Source organism: Iamia sp. SCSIO 61187, from assembly GCF_019443745.1.
In the GTDB taxonomy this organism is placed as follows: Bacteria; Actinomycetota; Acidimicrobiia; order Acidimicrobiales; family Iamiaceae; genus Iamia.
On record NZ_CP050948.1, the window covers coordinates 3368485 to 3382562 of the forward strand.

The window sequence follows — 14078 nt, forward strand, 5'->3', positions numbered from 1 at the left end:
AGGTTGGCAGCCGGACCCGTCCGTCAGAGAACGGCGACCATGAAGACCTCGTCGCGGGTGTCGTCGGGGGCGAGCCGCACGGCTCCAGGGTGCGTGCCGACGACGCGGTACCCGAAGCGCTCGTAGAACGGCTCCAGACCCTCGCCGCCCCGGACGCTCAGGTGGAGGTGCTCCAGGCCGAGGTCCCGACCGAGCCGGTGGAGACCCTCGACCAGAGCGCGGCCGCCCCCGGCGCCCTGGTGGTCGGGGTGGACCATCAGCCGCAGGACGGTCCGCCAGTGGGCGAAGAGGTCGACGCCCCGGGCCACGAGCAGGCCCATGCCCACCGCCTCACCGCTCCCGTCCCGCAGCACCCCGAGGGCGTCGCGCCCGGAGGCCACGTGCTGGAGGGCGGTGTCCAGGGTCGCCGCCACCTGGTCTACCGGCGCCGGCGCCGCGAAGCCGACGCTCCCGCCGGCGTTCGTCACCTCGACCCAGACCCGCAGGAGCTGGGCGCGGAGGTTGGGGTCGGCCGCCTGCGACGCTGGCACCACCGCGAAGGTGGGGCTCACCCGGGCGGGTCGCCGGCGAGGTGGCGCCGGGCGGCGTCGAGGGCGGCGGCTTCGGCCGGGTCGACGACCGTCGCCGCCAGCTTGGCCAACGTCGTCCGCCACCGCTGCCGCACGGCGTCGGCCGTGCGCCCGTCGGCGACGGCGTCGGGGCCCTCGATCCACGCCAGGTCGAGCTCCATCAGCGCCAGCTGGTGCTCGACCTCGGTGTGACGGGCGACGACCAGGGGCAGGCGGTCGGCCTTGGCCGCCGGGTACTCGGTGCCACCCACCAGGTCGTGGGGCTCCAGGTGGAACACGCCGGCCAGCAGGGCGACGGTGCGGGCGTCGGGGGAGCTGATGCCGACCTCCAGGTGCGAGACCGCCACCCGCGAGACGCCCAGCCGGTCGGCGAGCTGCTGCTGGGTCCACCCCCGCTGGGCGCGCAGCGAGGCGATGCGTCCGGCCAGCGTGGCCGACCCGGCGGGCGCGGGCGGCCAGATCGGTTCCCACGTCGGCACCCGACCAGGGTGCCACCTGGGCCGCCCCGATGTGCCAACCCAGTTGGCAGACAGGCCCGGGGCAATCGTCCAGACTCGGCCCCCATGACCAAGCGCGCGCTCATCACCGGCATCACCGGCCAGGACGGCTCCCACCTGGCCGAGCTCCTGCTCGACAAGGGCTACGAGGTGATCGGCATGGTCCGGCGCAGCTCGACGGTCAACTTCGAGCGGATCGCTCACATCCAGGACCGCATCACCTTCGTCCCCGGCGACCTCCTCGACGAGGTGTCGATGATCAGCATCCTCCAGGAGCACCAGCCCGAGGAGGTGTACAACCTCGCCGCCCAGTCGTTCGTCCAGACCAGCTTCGGCCAGCCCGTCCTGACCGGCGAGGTCACCGGCCTCGGCGTGACCCGCATCCTCGACGCCGTGCGCATCGCCGACCCGTCGATCCGGTTCTACCAGGCGTCCTCGTCGGAGATGTTCGGCAAGGTGGTCGAGGTCCCGCAGTCGGAGAGCACGCCGTTCTACCCCCGCTCCCCCTACGGCGTGGCCAAGCTCTACGGCCACTGGATCACGGTGAACTACCGCGAGTCCTACGACCTCCACGCCTCCAGCGGCATCCTCTTCAACCACGAGGGTCCCCGCCGCGGCCTGGAGTTCGTCACCCGCAAGATCAGCCACACCGCGGCCAAGATCAAGCTGGGCCTGGCCGACGAGCTGCGCCTGGGGAACCTCGACGCCCAGCGCGACTGGGGCTTCGCCGGGGACTACGTCGAGGCCATGTGGCTGATGCTCCAGCAGGACAGCCCCGACGACTACGTCGTGGCGACCGGCGAGACCCACCCGGTCCGGGAGTTCTGCGAGCTGGCCTTCGGCCACCTCGACCTCGACTGGGAGCAGTACGTCAAGGTCGACGAGCGCTTCTACCGCCCGGCCGAGGTCGACCTGCTCATCGGCACCCCGGCCAAGGCCAAGGAGAAGCTGGGCTGGGAGCCCAAGACCTCGTTCCCGGACCTGGTGACGATGATGGTCGACGCCGACATGGACCTCCTCAGCGGCAAGCTCGACAAGCTGTAGCCGGCTGAGGCACGGATCACCTCCGAGGCGATCCGTGCGTCAGCCCTGGTCGTAGACCGGTTCGTCCCACCAGGGGTACACGGCGGGCATGTCGGTCGAGGGCTTCATCGTCCACTCCGCCGGGCGCTTCTCCAGGAACGCCATGACGCCCTCGGTGGCGTCGGGCGCCCGGCCCAGCTCGTAGATCGCCTGCGAGTCGACCCGGTGCGCGGCCATGGGGTGGCCCTCGCCCAGCATCCGCCACAGCAGCGCCCGGCTGACGGCGGCCGACACCGGCGCCGTGCCCTGCGCCATCTCCTCGGCCAGCGCCCGGGCCACGGTCAGGACCTCGTCGGCGGGGTGGACGCTGCGCACCAGACCACCGGCGAGGGCCTCGTCGGCCCGGAACACCCGGGCGGTCAGCGTCCACTCCAGCGCCTGCTGGATGCCCACGGCCCGGGGCAGGAACCAGCTGGCCGCCCCGTCGGGGGCGATGCCGCGGCCGGCGAACACGAAGCCCACCTTGGCGTGGTCGGCCAGGATGCGGACGTCCATGGGCAGGGTCATGGAGATCCCGACCCCCACCGCCGAGCCGTTGATGGCGGCGATGACCGGCTTGGTCGAGCGGAAGATCCGCAGCACCAGCAGCCCGCCGCCGTCGCGGGGCGCGGCGCCGGAGTCCCGGGTCGAGACGCCCTGGGCCCCGGCGTCGAATGTCTCGCCGCCCATGCTCAGGTCGGCGCCGGCGCAGAAGGCCCGCCCCCGGCCGGTGACGATCACGACCCGGACGTCGTCGTCGGCGTCGGTGCGGTCGAAGGCCTCCAGCAGCTCGCCGAGCATGGTGGTGGTGAAGGCGTTGAGGTGGTCGGGGCGGTCGAGGGTGATGATCGCCGTCGACCCCTCCACCTCGTAGCTGATCTCGGTGAAGTCGGTCACCCGCCCAAACTAGACCGACCGGTCAAGAGAGGGCCACGGATAGTGCCTGGCACCATCCGTGACGGTCACCCCGGTTCGTCGAGGGTGAAGCTCAGGAGGCGGGGGTCGTCCTCGCCGTGCCAGCCGGGCGAGAACACCCGGTCGGACTGGAGCTCGACGATCTGGCCCGGACGGCCGGCCAGCTCGAGGGTCGCCCGGCCCCGGCTCTCGGTGAGGGTGACCGAGCCCGCCACCTTGCCCCCGGCCACGACCCGGACCCGCTGCACCTGGCCGGGGTCGAGGCCGATGGTCGCGACCGCGATCTCGTGGGGCCCGGGGCCGTCGAGGCGCACCAGCACCCGCGGCCCGGCCCACCGGTACGCGGTCCCGTCCTCGCGGGTCTCGCGGTGCGAGACGCCCTCGACCACGGTCCAGCCCGTCCGGAAGGACTCGACGGTCCGCACCGGCAGGTCCACCCGCTCGAGCCCGGCGGCCGTCGGGGACGCCACGAAGATGTTGATGTTGTCGGCCCGGGTCAGCTCCCAGAGCATGGGGCTCAGACCGTCGACGCTCTGCGGGACCAGCCCGTTCACCGGCCGGAGGAACGCCACGTAGGGCAGACCGGCCAGCTCCAGCATGTCGAGCAGCTGGGCCCGGGTGTAGGGCCGCTCGATGGTGTCGTAGGTCTGCATGATCTCGATGTTCTGCAGGTCCCACTCCGACCCCTTGGGCGGGGCGGCGGCCTCGATCACGGCCACGATCCCGTCGTCGGCCAGGTCGGCCAGGGTGTTGCGCAAGGCGGCGACCGGGTTGAAGAAGTGGTGCAGCGTCGACTCGAACAGGGCCAGTCGGGCCTTGCGGTCGAGGCCCAGCGGGGAGGCCTCGATGTCGTGCTCGCGCAGGTCGTAGGCGAACCCCTTCTCCACGTACGGCGGGTAGGGGTCGTTCTGCATGCGGGTCTCGGCCACCTCGAGCAGCTCGGCCGAGATGTCGAGGCCGATCACCTCGTGGCCCAGTCGGGCCAGCCACTGCACCGTCCAGCCCGGGCCGCAGCCGACGTCGATCACCACGTCCCCGGGCGCCAGGTCGGCGGTCTGGACGACGTCGAGGAACTGGAACACGTCGACCCAGAACGGGGCGTAGTCGGGCCCGCCGACGAAGGGCTTGATGAGGTGGTACCGCTCGGCGGTGGGCCCGCCCGACCGCACGATCTCCCGCAGGTAGGTGACGGCGCCCTGCTTCCAGTCGACGCCCTCGCGCAGATCGGCGTTGAGCTCGGCGAGGAGGTCCTCTTCGGTGCGGGCCATCGCCGGAGACTACCGACGGGCCGGGCCGCGCTCGATGCCGGGACGGTGCCGATATGGTCCGCCGGGTGATCTGCGTCCTGGCCGGCGGTGTCGGCGCCGCCCGGCTGCTGGCGGGCCTGGTGCGGGTCGTGCCGCCCGCCGAGATCACCGTCGTCGGCAACGTGGGCGACGACCTCGTCCTCCACGGGCTCCACATCTCGCCCGACCTCGACACGATCACCTACACCCTCGCCGACCAGGTCGACCCCGACCGGGGCTGGGGCCTCCGCGACGAGACGTGGCAGGCGATGGACATGGTCGGCCGGTACGGCGGGGTGGCCTGGTTCAACCTGGGCGACCGCGACCTCGGCACGCACCTCTACCGCACGCACCGCCTGTCCGAAGGGGCGACCCTCAGCGAGGTGACGGCCGAGGTCGTCGCCGCCTGGGAGCTCGGCTTCCGCCTGCTGCCCGTCACCGACGACCCCATCCGGACCCGGGTCACGGTGGTCGACCCCGACGCCGAGCGCGAGGTCGGGTTCCAGGAGTGGTTCGTGCAGCGCCGCCACGACGTCGCCGTGCGCGCCCTGCGGTTCGCCGGCGTCGAGGAGGCCAGCCCCGCCCCCGGGGTCCTCGAGGCGATCCTCGAGGCCGACGCCGTGGTCGTCGCCCCCTCGAACCCGCTGGTGTCCATCGGCCCGCTCCTGGCCGTCGCCGGCGTCGAGGACGCCGTCCGCTCCGTCCGGGACAAGGTGGTCGCCGTCTCCCCCATCGTCGCCGGGGCCGCCCTCAAGGGCCCGGCCGACCAGCTGATGACCGACCTGGGCCACGAGGCGACGGTCGTCGGGGTCGCCCGCCTCTACGCCGACCTGGCCGGCACCCTCGTGATCGACGAGGCCGACGCCGCCCTCGTCGGCGCCGTCGAGGCCGAGGGGATGCGCGCCCTCGCCACCCCGACGGTCATGTCGACCCCGGACGTGGCGGCCGAGCTCGGGCGGACGCTCCTCGGTGCCGTGGACGTGGCGCCGTGAGCTCGCCCCGCCGGCTCGAGGTGTGGGGCGTGACCGGCATCGGCGAGGTCACCCGGGCCGCGGACCTGGCCGGGATGATCGCCGACGCCGTCGCCGGCCAGGGCGACGAGCTGCGCGACCGCGACGTCGTCGTCGTCACCCAGAAGGTCGTGTCCAAGGCCGAGGGCAAGATGGTCGAGGTCGACGTCTCCGACCCCCGAGCCCACCGGGCGGTCGTCGAGGCCGAGTCGGTGCGGGTGCTCCGCCGCCGGGGCGACCTGTCGATCGTCGAGACCAAGCACGGCTTCGTCTGCGCCAACGCCGGCGTCGACCTGTCGAACGTCGAGGCCGGGTGGGCGGCGCTGCTGCCCGACGACTCCGACCGCTCCGCCCGCCGCATCCGCGACGGCCTGCGGGCCCGCACCGGCGCCGACGTCGGCGTGGTCGTCTCCGACACCTTCGGCCGGGCCTGGCGGCGGGGGCTCACCGACGTGGCCATCGGCTGCGCCGGCATCGCCGCCCTGGTCGACCTGCGGGGGTCGACGGACTCGCTCGGGCGGGAGCTCCACGCCACCGAGGTCGCCCTCGTCGACGAGCTGGCCGGGGCCGCCGAGCTGGTCATGGGCAAGGCCGACGGCGTCCCCGCCGCCGTGGTCCGGGGCGGCCCCGACTGGTGGTTCCGCCCCCGCACCAGCGTCCGGGAGGAGCTGGTCCGACCCCCCCATGAGGACCTCTTCCGGTAGCGACGGACGGGGCCTGACCCCATCCGTCGTCAGCGACCGGGTGGGGGGCGGAGGCGGTCGGCCAGGCGACGGGCCGCGTGGCCGACGGTGCGACCGGTGCGCTCGAGGGCGGCCTCGAGGGCGTCGAGCGGGGTGGGCCGGTGCGGTGGCGCGGTGGCGGGCTCGCCGGGGACGGAGCCGGCGTGCATCCAGTCGGCCACCGGACCCGACGGCGCCGGCGGCGGGACCAGCACCAGCGGCGGGGCGACGGGTTCGGACGCCGCCCGCGCCAGGGCGTCGGCCAGGGCCCCGATGAGAGCCGGGACCTCGGCGTTCTCCAGCCGGACGGTCCCCGTGCACTGCTCGTCGTCCCACAGGCTGAGCGTCACGACGCCCTGGCGCGGGTGCGGGGTGAGGCGCAGCGTCCGGCTGCGGCGGTCCGCGTCACCGAACCAGCTCCGCTCTCGCGTGACGACGCTCGCCGCTCCCACCCCAGCACCCTCCCACCGCACCCACGACCCGGGAAGGGGTACCCACCCCCGGCCGCTCAGCCCCCGGCGAGGAGGCGGTGGTGGGCGTCGTCGTCCCAGCCGGCGAAGAAGGTGGCGAGCACCTCGTGGGCGTGGGCGAAGGAGTCCGCCGCGAACAGCACCGGCTGGTACTGGGTGATGTCGTAGTCGAGGGTCGCCATGGCCGCCACGTCGAGGGGCCGGACCTCGGCCGAGCGGAAGGCCTGCACCTCGCCGTAGGACGACAGCAGCCCGGCGCCGTAGGCCCGCAGCTCGCCGTCCTCCCACGCCACCCCGAACTCGAGGCTGAACCAGAACACCCGGCTGAAGGCCTCGAGGGCGGCGTCGGTCTCGCACCGGAGCGACGCCTGGCCGGCCAGCTCGTAGAGGCCGGCGAAGCGGGGCTCGGCCAGGGCGTTGGCGTGCCCGATCAGCTCGTGCACCACGTCGGGCTCGGGTGTGTAGAAGGGGACCGAGTGGTGGCGGATGTACTGGGTGGAGCAGAAGCGTCGCTCGGCCAGGGCGCCGTAGAAGGTCCGGGTGGGGACCAGGCCGGGCACGGGGGTGATCGACCAGCCCGTGAGCTCGGTCAGGCGCTCGGACACGGGCCCGAGCTGGGGCACCACGTCGGTCGGGAGGGCGAGGGCGGCGACGCCGGACCGGTACGCCTCGACGGCCAGGGTCTCGTGGAGCACGCCCAGCTCGGAGGAGACGGTCCGCCACACGGCGTCCTCCTCGGGGGCGTAGGCCACGGTGGGGATGGGGGCGCCGGGCACGTGGGCCTCGCCCACGGCGGCGATCGCCGCCCGGCGCTGGCGGTAGGCCACGTCGCTGACGCCCGGGTGGTCGTCGGGCAGGGCGAGGAGGCCGGCGGCGGTGGGGGCCTGCATGGGGTCCAGTGTCCTCCTCCCGTCGACGGTCGTCCACGAAGGGCGCCGCCGGCCGGACGGAACGACTCGAGAACGGCACCAGGAGTACGATCCGTCTCGCCACGACCCCGGGAGGCGACACGTGACCGGACAGCCACTCGACGACATCGACCGCCGGATCGTGACCCTCCTCCAAGACGACGGGCGGATGGCGGTCAACGAGCTGGCCCGCCGGGCCGGGATCGGGCGGGCGACGGCCTACGCCCGGCTCGAGGGGCTCCGGGCCCGAGGTGTCATCACCGGGTTCCGGGCCGAGGTCGACCCCGCCGCGGCCGGCAACGGGCTGGCCGCCTACGTCTTCGTCGACGTCGAGCAGCAGCGCTGGACCCAGGCCCGGGCTGCCCTCGTGGAGCTGCCCGGGCTGGTGCACCTCAGCCTGACGAGCGGCGCCCACGACGCCGTGCTGCTCGTCCGCTGCCCCGACATCGACACCCTGCGCGACGTGGTGCTGGTGCGCCTCCACGAGATCCCCGAGGTCCGCTCGGCCCAGACCCTCTTCGTCCTCGACGAGGAGCGCCTCCCACCCCTCCCCCCGGCCTGACCGCCGCCGGTCGGGACGGTCCGCTACGGGGCGAGGTAGGCGAGGACGGCCAGGACCCGGCGGTGGTCGTCGGGCGAGGGCGGGAGGTCGAGCTTGGTGAAGATGCCGGCGACGTGCTTCTCCACGGCACGGGGCGAGATCGTCAGCCCGCTGGCGATGGCGGCGTTGGAACGCCCCTCGGCCATGAGGGCCAGCACCTCCCGCTCGCGCGGGGTCAGGGCGTCGATGGGCTCGCTGCGGCGGCTGGCCCGGAACAGGCGGGTGACGACCTCGGGATCCAGGGCGGTGCCGCCCTCGGCCACCCGCCCCAGGGCGTCGAGGAACTCGCGGACGTGGCCGACCCGCTCCTTGAGCAGGTAGCCCACGCCGGTCGCCCCGCCGGTGAGCAGCTCGGAGGCGTAGCGGGTCTCGACGTACTGCGAGAAGACGAGCAGGCCGACGTCGGGGTCGTGCCGGCGGATCGCCAGCGCCGCCCGCAGGCCCTCGTCGGTGTGGGTGGGCGGCATGCGGACGTCGACGATGGCGACGTCGGGCGGATCATCGGCCACGGCCCGGACGAGGAGGTCGCCGTCGCCGACGGCGGCGGTGACGACGTGCCCGCGATCGGTCAGCAGCTGCACGAGCCCCTCGCGCAGGACACCCGAGTCCTCGGCCACGGCGACCCGCAACGACCGGGAGGCGTCAGCCATGGTGCGCCCGCCGCAGGGGGATCTCGACGGTGACGGCGGTGGGACCGCCGAGCGGGCTGCGGACGTCGAGGCGGCCGTCGACCGGGGCCAGGCGGTCCGCCAGCCCGGACAGCCCCGACCCGGGGGCCGCCGCCGCCCCGCCGTGGCCGTCGTCGGTGATGCGCAGGCGGAGGTCGTCGTCCACGACCGCCAGGTCGACCACGGCCCGCCGGGCGCCGCTGTGGCGGGCCACGTTGGCCATCAGCTCGGCGGCACAGAAGTAGGCGATCGACTCGATGTCGGCCGGGAACCGGGGAGCGTCGTCGGGGAGGCGCAGCTCCACGGTGGCGGCGCTGGTGGCGGCCAGATCCGTGAGCGCCGGGCCCAGGCCGACGTCGAGCACCGGGGGGTGGATGCCCCGGGCCAGGTCCCGCAGCTCGCCGATGGCGGTCATGGAGTTGGCGTGGGCGGCGTCGACCAGGCGGCGGACCCGCTCCCGGTCGATCGGGGCGTCGGGGTCGTCGAGGTCCTCCTGCACCTGCCCGAGGCTCATGGCCACGGCCGCCATGCGGGCCTGGGCCCCGTCGTGGAGGTCGCGCTCGATGCGCCGGAGCCGCTCGTCGGCCCCGACCACGGCCTGGGCCCGGGTGTCGGCCAGGTGGGCGACCTCGACGTCGCGGGCCGAGCGGCTCAGCAGCCAGCGGGCGAGCGCCCGGTCGAAGGCCACCAGCACCCGGATCAGCCAGGGCGAGGCCAGCAGCATCGCCATGCCGGCGATGGACACCAGCAGAGCGCGGGGCAGGGTGTCGGCGTACCACTCGCCGAGCTGGATCCCGGAGCGCCGGACACGGCCCTCGGCGTCGACGTTCTCGGGGTCGAAGGCGGCCCACAGCACGGGGTAGGTGACGCAGACGACCGACGTCGCCACCCAGACCCCGACGGCGTACCCCCCGATGATCACCACCGGCGTCTTGAGGACGTTGTAGGCGAGTGCCCGCCACCCGACGGTGTCGGTCAGCATCGAGCCGATGAAGGGGAAGAAGCCCTTCCGGCCCCGGAACGCCGACGGCGCCGGGATCGACTCGCCCAGCAGGCCGTGGGCCACGGCCCGCTGGGCTCGGCCGAAGAGCCGCCCGCCGAGGACGGCGACCCCGATCAGCGGCAGCCCGACGACCGTGATGGCGAGCAGGGCGCCGGCGTAGAGCAGGACCGCCACGTAGACGAAGCCGACGGCACCGAGCAGGTAGCTCGCCACCAGGTAGCCCGCCTCTCGGCGGGTGCGCGGGGCGGCGATCTCGGTGACGGCGCGCCAGGCGGGGTGCCGCGGCGTCGACGGGGGTGCGGCGGCGCCGGGCTCGGCGGCCGGCGCGGCGTCGGCGGGGGCGCCCGACGCCATCACGGCGGTGGGATCGGTGGTCATGGCCGCATCATCCGCGCCCGATCGTGCCCGACCCAGCGTGGGGCCACCCGGCATGGGGTTCGGCCCACCCCACCCACCGCGGGTCAGAGCCCGAAGCGGCGACGCTCGGCGTCGGTGAAGGGCTCGGTCAGGAACGCGAGGAACTCGGGCCGGCTGCGCCGCAGCCCCGCCTCCAGGGCGTGGAGCTCCTCCCCCGCCGCCACCAGCTCGAGGCCCCGGTGGCTCCGGACCGGGCCGAGGGCGCGGAACATGATCCCGTAGTCCTCGCGGAACAGCTCCAAGGTGAGCGGGTCGACGAGGGTGGCCAGGCTGAGCGCCTCCTGGCGGCGGGCGAAGCAGTACACCGAGCGGTACAGCAGCTCGGTGACGCCCTTGCCCGTGTGCTCGGGCAGCACCGAGATGGCGGGCGCCTCGCAGATGGGTGCGGCGAGGCGCTCCTCGGGGTCGACGAGGTCGGCGATGGCCAGCTCCTCGAGGTTCCCCAGCGTCACGTGCACGCACCCCAGGGCGGTGCCCTCGGCGTCGGTCGCCACGTGGAAGGTGGTGCGCATCGGCGCCCGCCCCTGGGGCTGGTGCACCGGACCGGGGTCCTTCACGCCCGCCGCCGCCAGCATCTCGGCGTAGATCTCGGCGGCCCGGTCGACCAGCGGGTGCCCGTGGACGACCTGCACGCGGATCGCCGGCACCTCGGCTGGGGCCTCGCCCGCTCCGCTCACCCTGGTTCTCCTGCTGCGTCGAGTTCGATCCCCGGAGCCGCCCAACCTACCGGCGGCGCGGCGCCGGTCACCCGGCCACGGTGTTGCGGAGCGTGCCCAGCCCCTCGACCTCGAGCTCGACGACCGCACCCGGCGTGAGCCAGGGCTCGGCCTCGGGGCCGTGGGAGAGCGACAGCTCGAGGATGCAACCGGTCCCCACGGTGCCGGATCCGACGACGTCGCCGGGCAGGAGCCGGGTGCCCCGGGCGGCGTGGGCGAGCAGGTCCCCCCAGGGGTGGTGGATGTCCTCGAGCCGGCCCCGGCTCCGCTCCCGGCCGTCGACGCGGGCGACCATGGCCGCCCGGGGCCGGCCCGAGGCGACGTCGGGCAGCTCGTCCGGCGTGACCAGCCACGGCCCGAGCGAGGTGGCGAAGTCCTTCCCCTTGGCCGGGCCCAGGCCCTGGCGCATCTCGCGGGCCTGGAGGTCGCGGGCCGACCAGTCGTTCATCACGCAGAACCCGGCCACGGCGTCGAGCCAGCCGTCGGCGTCGAGGTCGGCGACCTCCCGCCCCACGACCACGGCGACCTCGAGCTCGTAGTCGAGCTGGGTGCAGCCGGGCGGTGCGGCCACGGTGGCCCCGGGCCCGACGATCGACGCCGGGTTGGAGAAGTAGAAGACCGGCAGCTCGTACCAGTCGGGGTCCATGTCCAGACCCCGGCCCCGGCGGGCGGTGGCCACGTGGGCCTCGAAGGCGTAGAAGTCCCGCACCGACGGGGGGCGGCCGACGGGGGCGAGCAGGGTGGCGTCGGCGAGGCGTACCGGGTCGGCCGTCGGCGGTGGGGCCGACCGCGCCGTGGCTGCGGCGACGAGGGCGTCCTGGGCCCCGCCCACCGCGACGTCGGCGCCCTCGGTCGCGAACGGGACGAGGGCATCGCCGTCGACGGTGGCGGCGACCACGGCCCCGTCGACCTCGGCCCGGACGAACCTCACGGCCGCGGTGCCGTGCCCTCGACCCATGACGCCACGTAGGCGTCGACCTCCATGGACGCCGCCTCGGGGCCGGGGTGCAGGGGCTGGCGGGCGTCGACCATCACCGCCACCTCGTCGGCCATGCGGGGCGCGGAGCCGTTCCCCGCCGCCGCCTCGGCGTCTCGCTCGCGGGCCTGGGGCTGGGGGCCGTGGTGCAGCCCGGTGGGGTGGAACGTCACGAAGCCCTCGCCGATGCCGGCCCGGCTGAAGAACTGGCCCCGGTGGTAGAAGATCACCTCGTCGTAGTCCACGTTGCGGTGGAAGAACGGCAGCCGCAGGGCCTCGGGGTCGGTCTCCATGGGCCGGGGGGCGAAGGTGCACACGACGAACCCGTCGGCCACCCACGTCGTGTGGGCCGACGGCGGCAGGTGGTACCGGGGCGAGACCACGGGCCGGATGGCGTCGACCGGCAGGCGCATCGGCGCCAGGTCGCCCTTCCACCCCACCACGTCGCAGGGGTGGAACGGGTAGGTGATCCGGGTGTCGTGGCCGTCGCGCTTGACCACGACGACGAACTCGCCCTCCTCGTCGATGGCCTCGGGCTCGGGCACCTCGACGACGGCCGGGTCGAAGAGGGCGTGGCGGCCGAGCAGGCCCCGGTCGGGGAGCTGGTAGCGCGAGCGGATCGCCTCGATGCCCAGGAGGTGCGTCGGGGCCGCGGGCTCGAAGCGGAACGTCGTCCCCCGCGGGACCACCAGGTAGTCGCCCGGGGCGTAGGCGAGCGGCCCGTACTCGGTGCGGAGGGTCCCCGTGCCCTGGTGGACGAACCAGCACAGGTCGCCGTCGGCGTCGCGCAGGAACTCGGGACGACCGGTCTCGATGCGCTGGACGCCGATGGCGACCTGGTCGTTGCCGACGATGAGGGTCGGCCAGAGGGCGTCGTCGGTGGGTGGGAGCGCCCCGGTGTCGTAGGCCCGGTGGACCGCGGGCCCCTCCACGCCGGTCCAGCCCGTCGGCGCGTGCAGCCGGTACAGGTGGGAGGCCGGGCCGTAGAAGCCCTCGCGACCGTGCTCCTCCTCGACCGTGCCCGGCGGCAGCCCGACGTGGGCCTGGCGGCTCGTCGTCCCCCGCTCCCACTGCGGCGGCATGTTGGTCATGGTCAGAGGTTGCCCCGCTTGGCCTGGTCGCGCTCGATGGCCTCGAAGAGGGCCTTGAAGTTGCCCTCGCCGAAGCCCCGGGCGCCCTCCCGCTGGATCACCTCGAAGAACACCGTGGGGCGGTCGGTGATGGTCTCGGTGAAGATCTGGAGCAGGTGGCCGTGCTCGTCGCGGTCGACGAGGATGCCGAGGGAGGCCAGGTCGTCCCACGGGAGGTCGAGGTCGGGCATGCGCTGCTTGGCGTCGTCGTAGTACTCGGGCGGGACCTGCATGCAGCGGACGCCGCGAGCGTCGAGGGCCCGCACGGTCGTCACGATGTCGTCGGTGGCCAGGGCGATGTGCTGGACGCCGGGGCTGCGGTAGAAGTCGAGGTACTCCTCGATCTGGCTCTTCTTGCGCCCGTCGGCCGGCTCGTTGATCGGCATCACGACCGAGTCGCCGTTCCAGACGACGGTCGACATGAGCGCCGAGTACTCCGTCGAGATCTGGTCGTCGTCGAAGTGGACCATCTGCTCGAAGCCGAAGACGCGGGAGTAGAAGTCGACCCAGCGGCCCAGGCTCCCCTTCTCGACGTTGCCGACGACGTGGTCGAGCCGGGTGAGCCCGACGGTCGGCCCGGGGACGACGTGCAGGTCCGTGGCCGTGAACCACGGCGCGAACGGGCCGTCGTAGCGGCTCCGGTCGAGCAGCGTGTGCACCGTGTCGCCGTAGGTGGTGACGGCGGCGTGACGGATCGTGCCGTGGTCGTCGTGGTCGTCGGCCGGCTCGCGCAGGCTGGTCGCGCCCCGGGCCACGGCGGCGGCGTGGGCCGCGTCGACGTCGTCGACCAGGAAGGCGACGTCGCGGATCCCGTCGCCGTGGAGGCGCACGTGCTCGGCGATGGGCGACTCGGGGTCGAGGGCGCCCGAGACCAGCATCTGCACGCTGCCCTGCACCAGGAGGTACGAGACCCGGTCGCGGCGGCCGGTCTCGGGTCCGGCGTAGGCCACCGGCGTGAAGCCGAAGGCGGCGGCCAGGAACCCGGCGAAGGTCCGGGCGTTGCCCACCCACCACTCGAGGTGGTCGACGCCCCCCAGCTTCGGCGGGGCGGCGGTCGGGGCGGGCGCGGGAGGGGCGGGGGCCATGCCCGCAGGAGACCGTGTCCGAGCGGATGCGTCAACAGATCGC

At 74.2% G+C, this 14078-nt stretch carries 16 protein-coding genes; 4 read left to right on the plus strand and 12 right to left on the minus strand.

Features of this window, described 5'->3' with window-relative positions; genetic code table 11:
* Positions 1-23 precede the first annotated feature (23 nt).
* Together HC251_RS16035 and HC251_RS16040 are read right to left on the minus strand one after the other, a co-directional pair.
* Positions 24-551: a GNAT family N-acetyltransferase gene (locus tag HC251_RS16035; RefSeq protein ID WP_219941599.1), complete on the minus strand. Its 528-nt coding sequence runs from the start codon at positions 549-551 to the stop codon at positions 24-26.
* Complete coding sequence (locus HC251_RS16040) at positions 548-1048, minus strand: helix-turn-helix domain-containing protein (RefSeq protein WP_219941600.1); 501 nt, start codon at positions 1046-1048, stop codon at positions 548-550. Before HC251_RS16040 ends, HC251_RS16035 begins: the two co-directional genes overlap by 4 nt.
* An 84-nt stretch (positions 1049-1132) precedes the next feature.
* On the opposite strand from HC251_RS16040, the gene gmd reads away from it, so the two are divergent.
* Positions 1133-2110, plus strand: a complete 978-nt coding sequence (gene gmd / locus HC251_RS16045) for a GDP-mannose 4,6-dehydratase (protein WP_219941601.1) — start codon at positions 1133-1135, stop codon at positions 2108-2110.
* Between the two features lie 39 nt (positions 2111-2149).
* Here gmd and HC251_RS16050 read toward each other — a convergent pair whose 3' ends face one another.
* Positions 2150-3025 (minus strand): crotonase/enoyl-CoA hydratase family protein, encoded by an 876-nt coding sequence (locus tag HC251_RS16050; protein ID WP_219941602.1) that lies wholly within the window; start codon positions 3023-3025, stop codon positions 2150-2152.
* A 65-nt stretch (positions 3026-3090) separates the two neighbouring features.
* Positions 3091-4311, minus strand: a complete 1221-nt coding sequence (locus HC251_RS16055; RefSeq protein ID WP_219941603.1) for a class I SAM-dependent methyltransferase — start codon at positions 4309-4311, stop codon at positions 3091-3093.
* 53 nt (positions 4312-4364) lie between these two features.
* Between HC251_RS16055 and cofD the strand changes: the two genes are divergently transcribed.
* Positions 4365-5321 (plus strand): 2-phospho-L-lactate transferase, encoded by a 957-nt coding sequence (cofD, locus tag HC251_RS16060; protein WP_219941604.1) that lies wholly within the window; start codon positions 4365-4367, stop codon positions 5319-5321.
* Positions 5318-6043 carry a coenzyme F420-0:L-glutamate ligase gene (gene cofE / locus HC251_RS16065; RefSeq protein WP_219941605.1) on the plus strand — a complete coding sequence of 242 codons (726 nt, stop codon included), beginning with the start codon at positions 5318-5320 and terminating at the stop codon, positions 6041-6043. Before cofD ends, cofE begins: the two co-directional genes overlap by 4 nt.
* Positions 6044-6072: 29 nt before the next feature.
* Here cofE and HC251_RS16070 read toward each other — a convergent pair whose 3' ends face one another.
* Together HC251_RS16070 and HC251_RS16075 are read right to left on the minus strand one after the other, a co-directional pair.
* Positions 6073-6513, minus strand: coding sequence for a hypothetical protein (locus HC251_RS16070; RefSeq protein WP_219941606.1), 441 nt, complete (start codon positions 6511-6513; stop codon positions 6073-6075).
* Between the two features lie 56 nt (positions 6514-6569).
* Positions 6570-7421, minus strand: coding sequence for a phenylalanine 4-monooxygenase (locus tag HC251_RS16075; RefSeq protein ID WP_219941607.1), 852 nt, complete (start codon positions 7419-7421; stop codon positions 6570-6572).
* Positions 7422-7542: 121 nt separating this feature from the next.
* Between HC251_RS16075 and HC251_RS16080 the strand changes: the two genes are divergently transcribed.
* The gene (locus HC251_RS16080; protein WP_219941608.1) at positions 7543-8001 is read left to right on the plus strand and encodes an Lrp/AsnC family transcriptional regulator; all 459 of its coding nucleotides are present in this window, start codon (positions 7543-7545) and stop codon (positions 7999-8001) included.
* 23 nt (positions 8002-8024) lie between these two features.
* Here the strand turns inward: HC251_RS16080 and HC251_RS16085 are convergent, their stop codons facing one another.
* The 6 genes from HC251_RS16085 to hppD form a co-directional block, all read right to left on the minus strand.
* Complete coding sequence (locus HC251_RS16085; protein WP_219941609.1) at positions 8025-8690, minus strand: response regulator transcription factor; 666 nt, start codon at positions 8688-8690, stop codon at positions 8025-8027.
* Positions 8683-10089, minus strand: a complete 1407-nt coding sequence (locus tag HC251_RS16090; protein WP_219941610.1) for a sensor histidine kinase — start codon at positions 10087-10089, stop codon at positions 8683-8685. The genes HC251_RS16085 and HC251_RS16090 overlap by 8 nt, the downstream gene beginning before the upstream one ends.
* 83 nt (positions 10090-10172) lie before the next feature.
* Positions 10173-10805: a hypothetical protein gene (locus HC251_RS16095; protein ID WP_219941611.1), complete on the minus strand. Its 633-nt coding sequence runs from the start codon at positions 10803-10805 to the stop codon at positions 10173-10175.
* 67 nt (positions 10806-10872) lie between these two features.
* Entirely contained in the window at positions 10873-11802 is a 930-nt protein-coding gene (locus HC251_RS16100) for a fumarylacetoacetate hydrolase family protein (RefSeq protein ID WP_219941612.1), read from the minus strand.
* Positions 11772-12911, minus strand: a complete 1140-nt coding sequence (locus HC251_RS16105) for a homogentisate 1,2-dioxygenase (RefSeq protein WP_219941613.1) — start codon at positions 12909-12911, stop codon at positions 11772-11774. The genes HC251_RS16100 and HC251_RS16105 overlap by 31 nt, the downstream gene beginning before the upstream one ends.
* Positions 12912-12913: 2 nt before the next feature.
* Positions 12914-14035: a 4-hydroxyphenylpyruvate dioxygenase gene (gene hppD, locus HC251_RS16110; protein ID WP_219941614.1), complete on the minus strand. Its 1122-nt coding sequence runs from the start codon at positions 14033-14035 to the stop codon at positions 12914-12916.
* Positions 14036-14078: the final 43 nt, after the last annotated feature.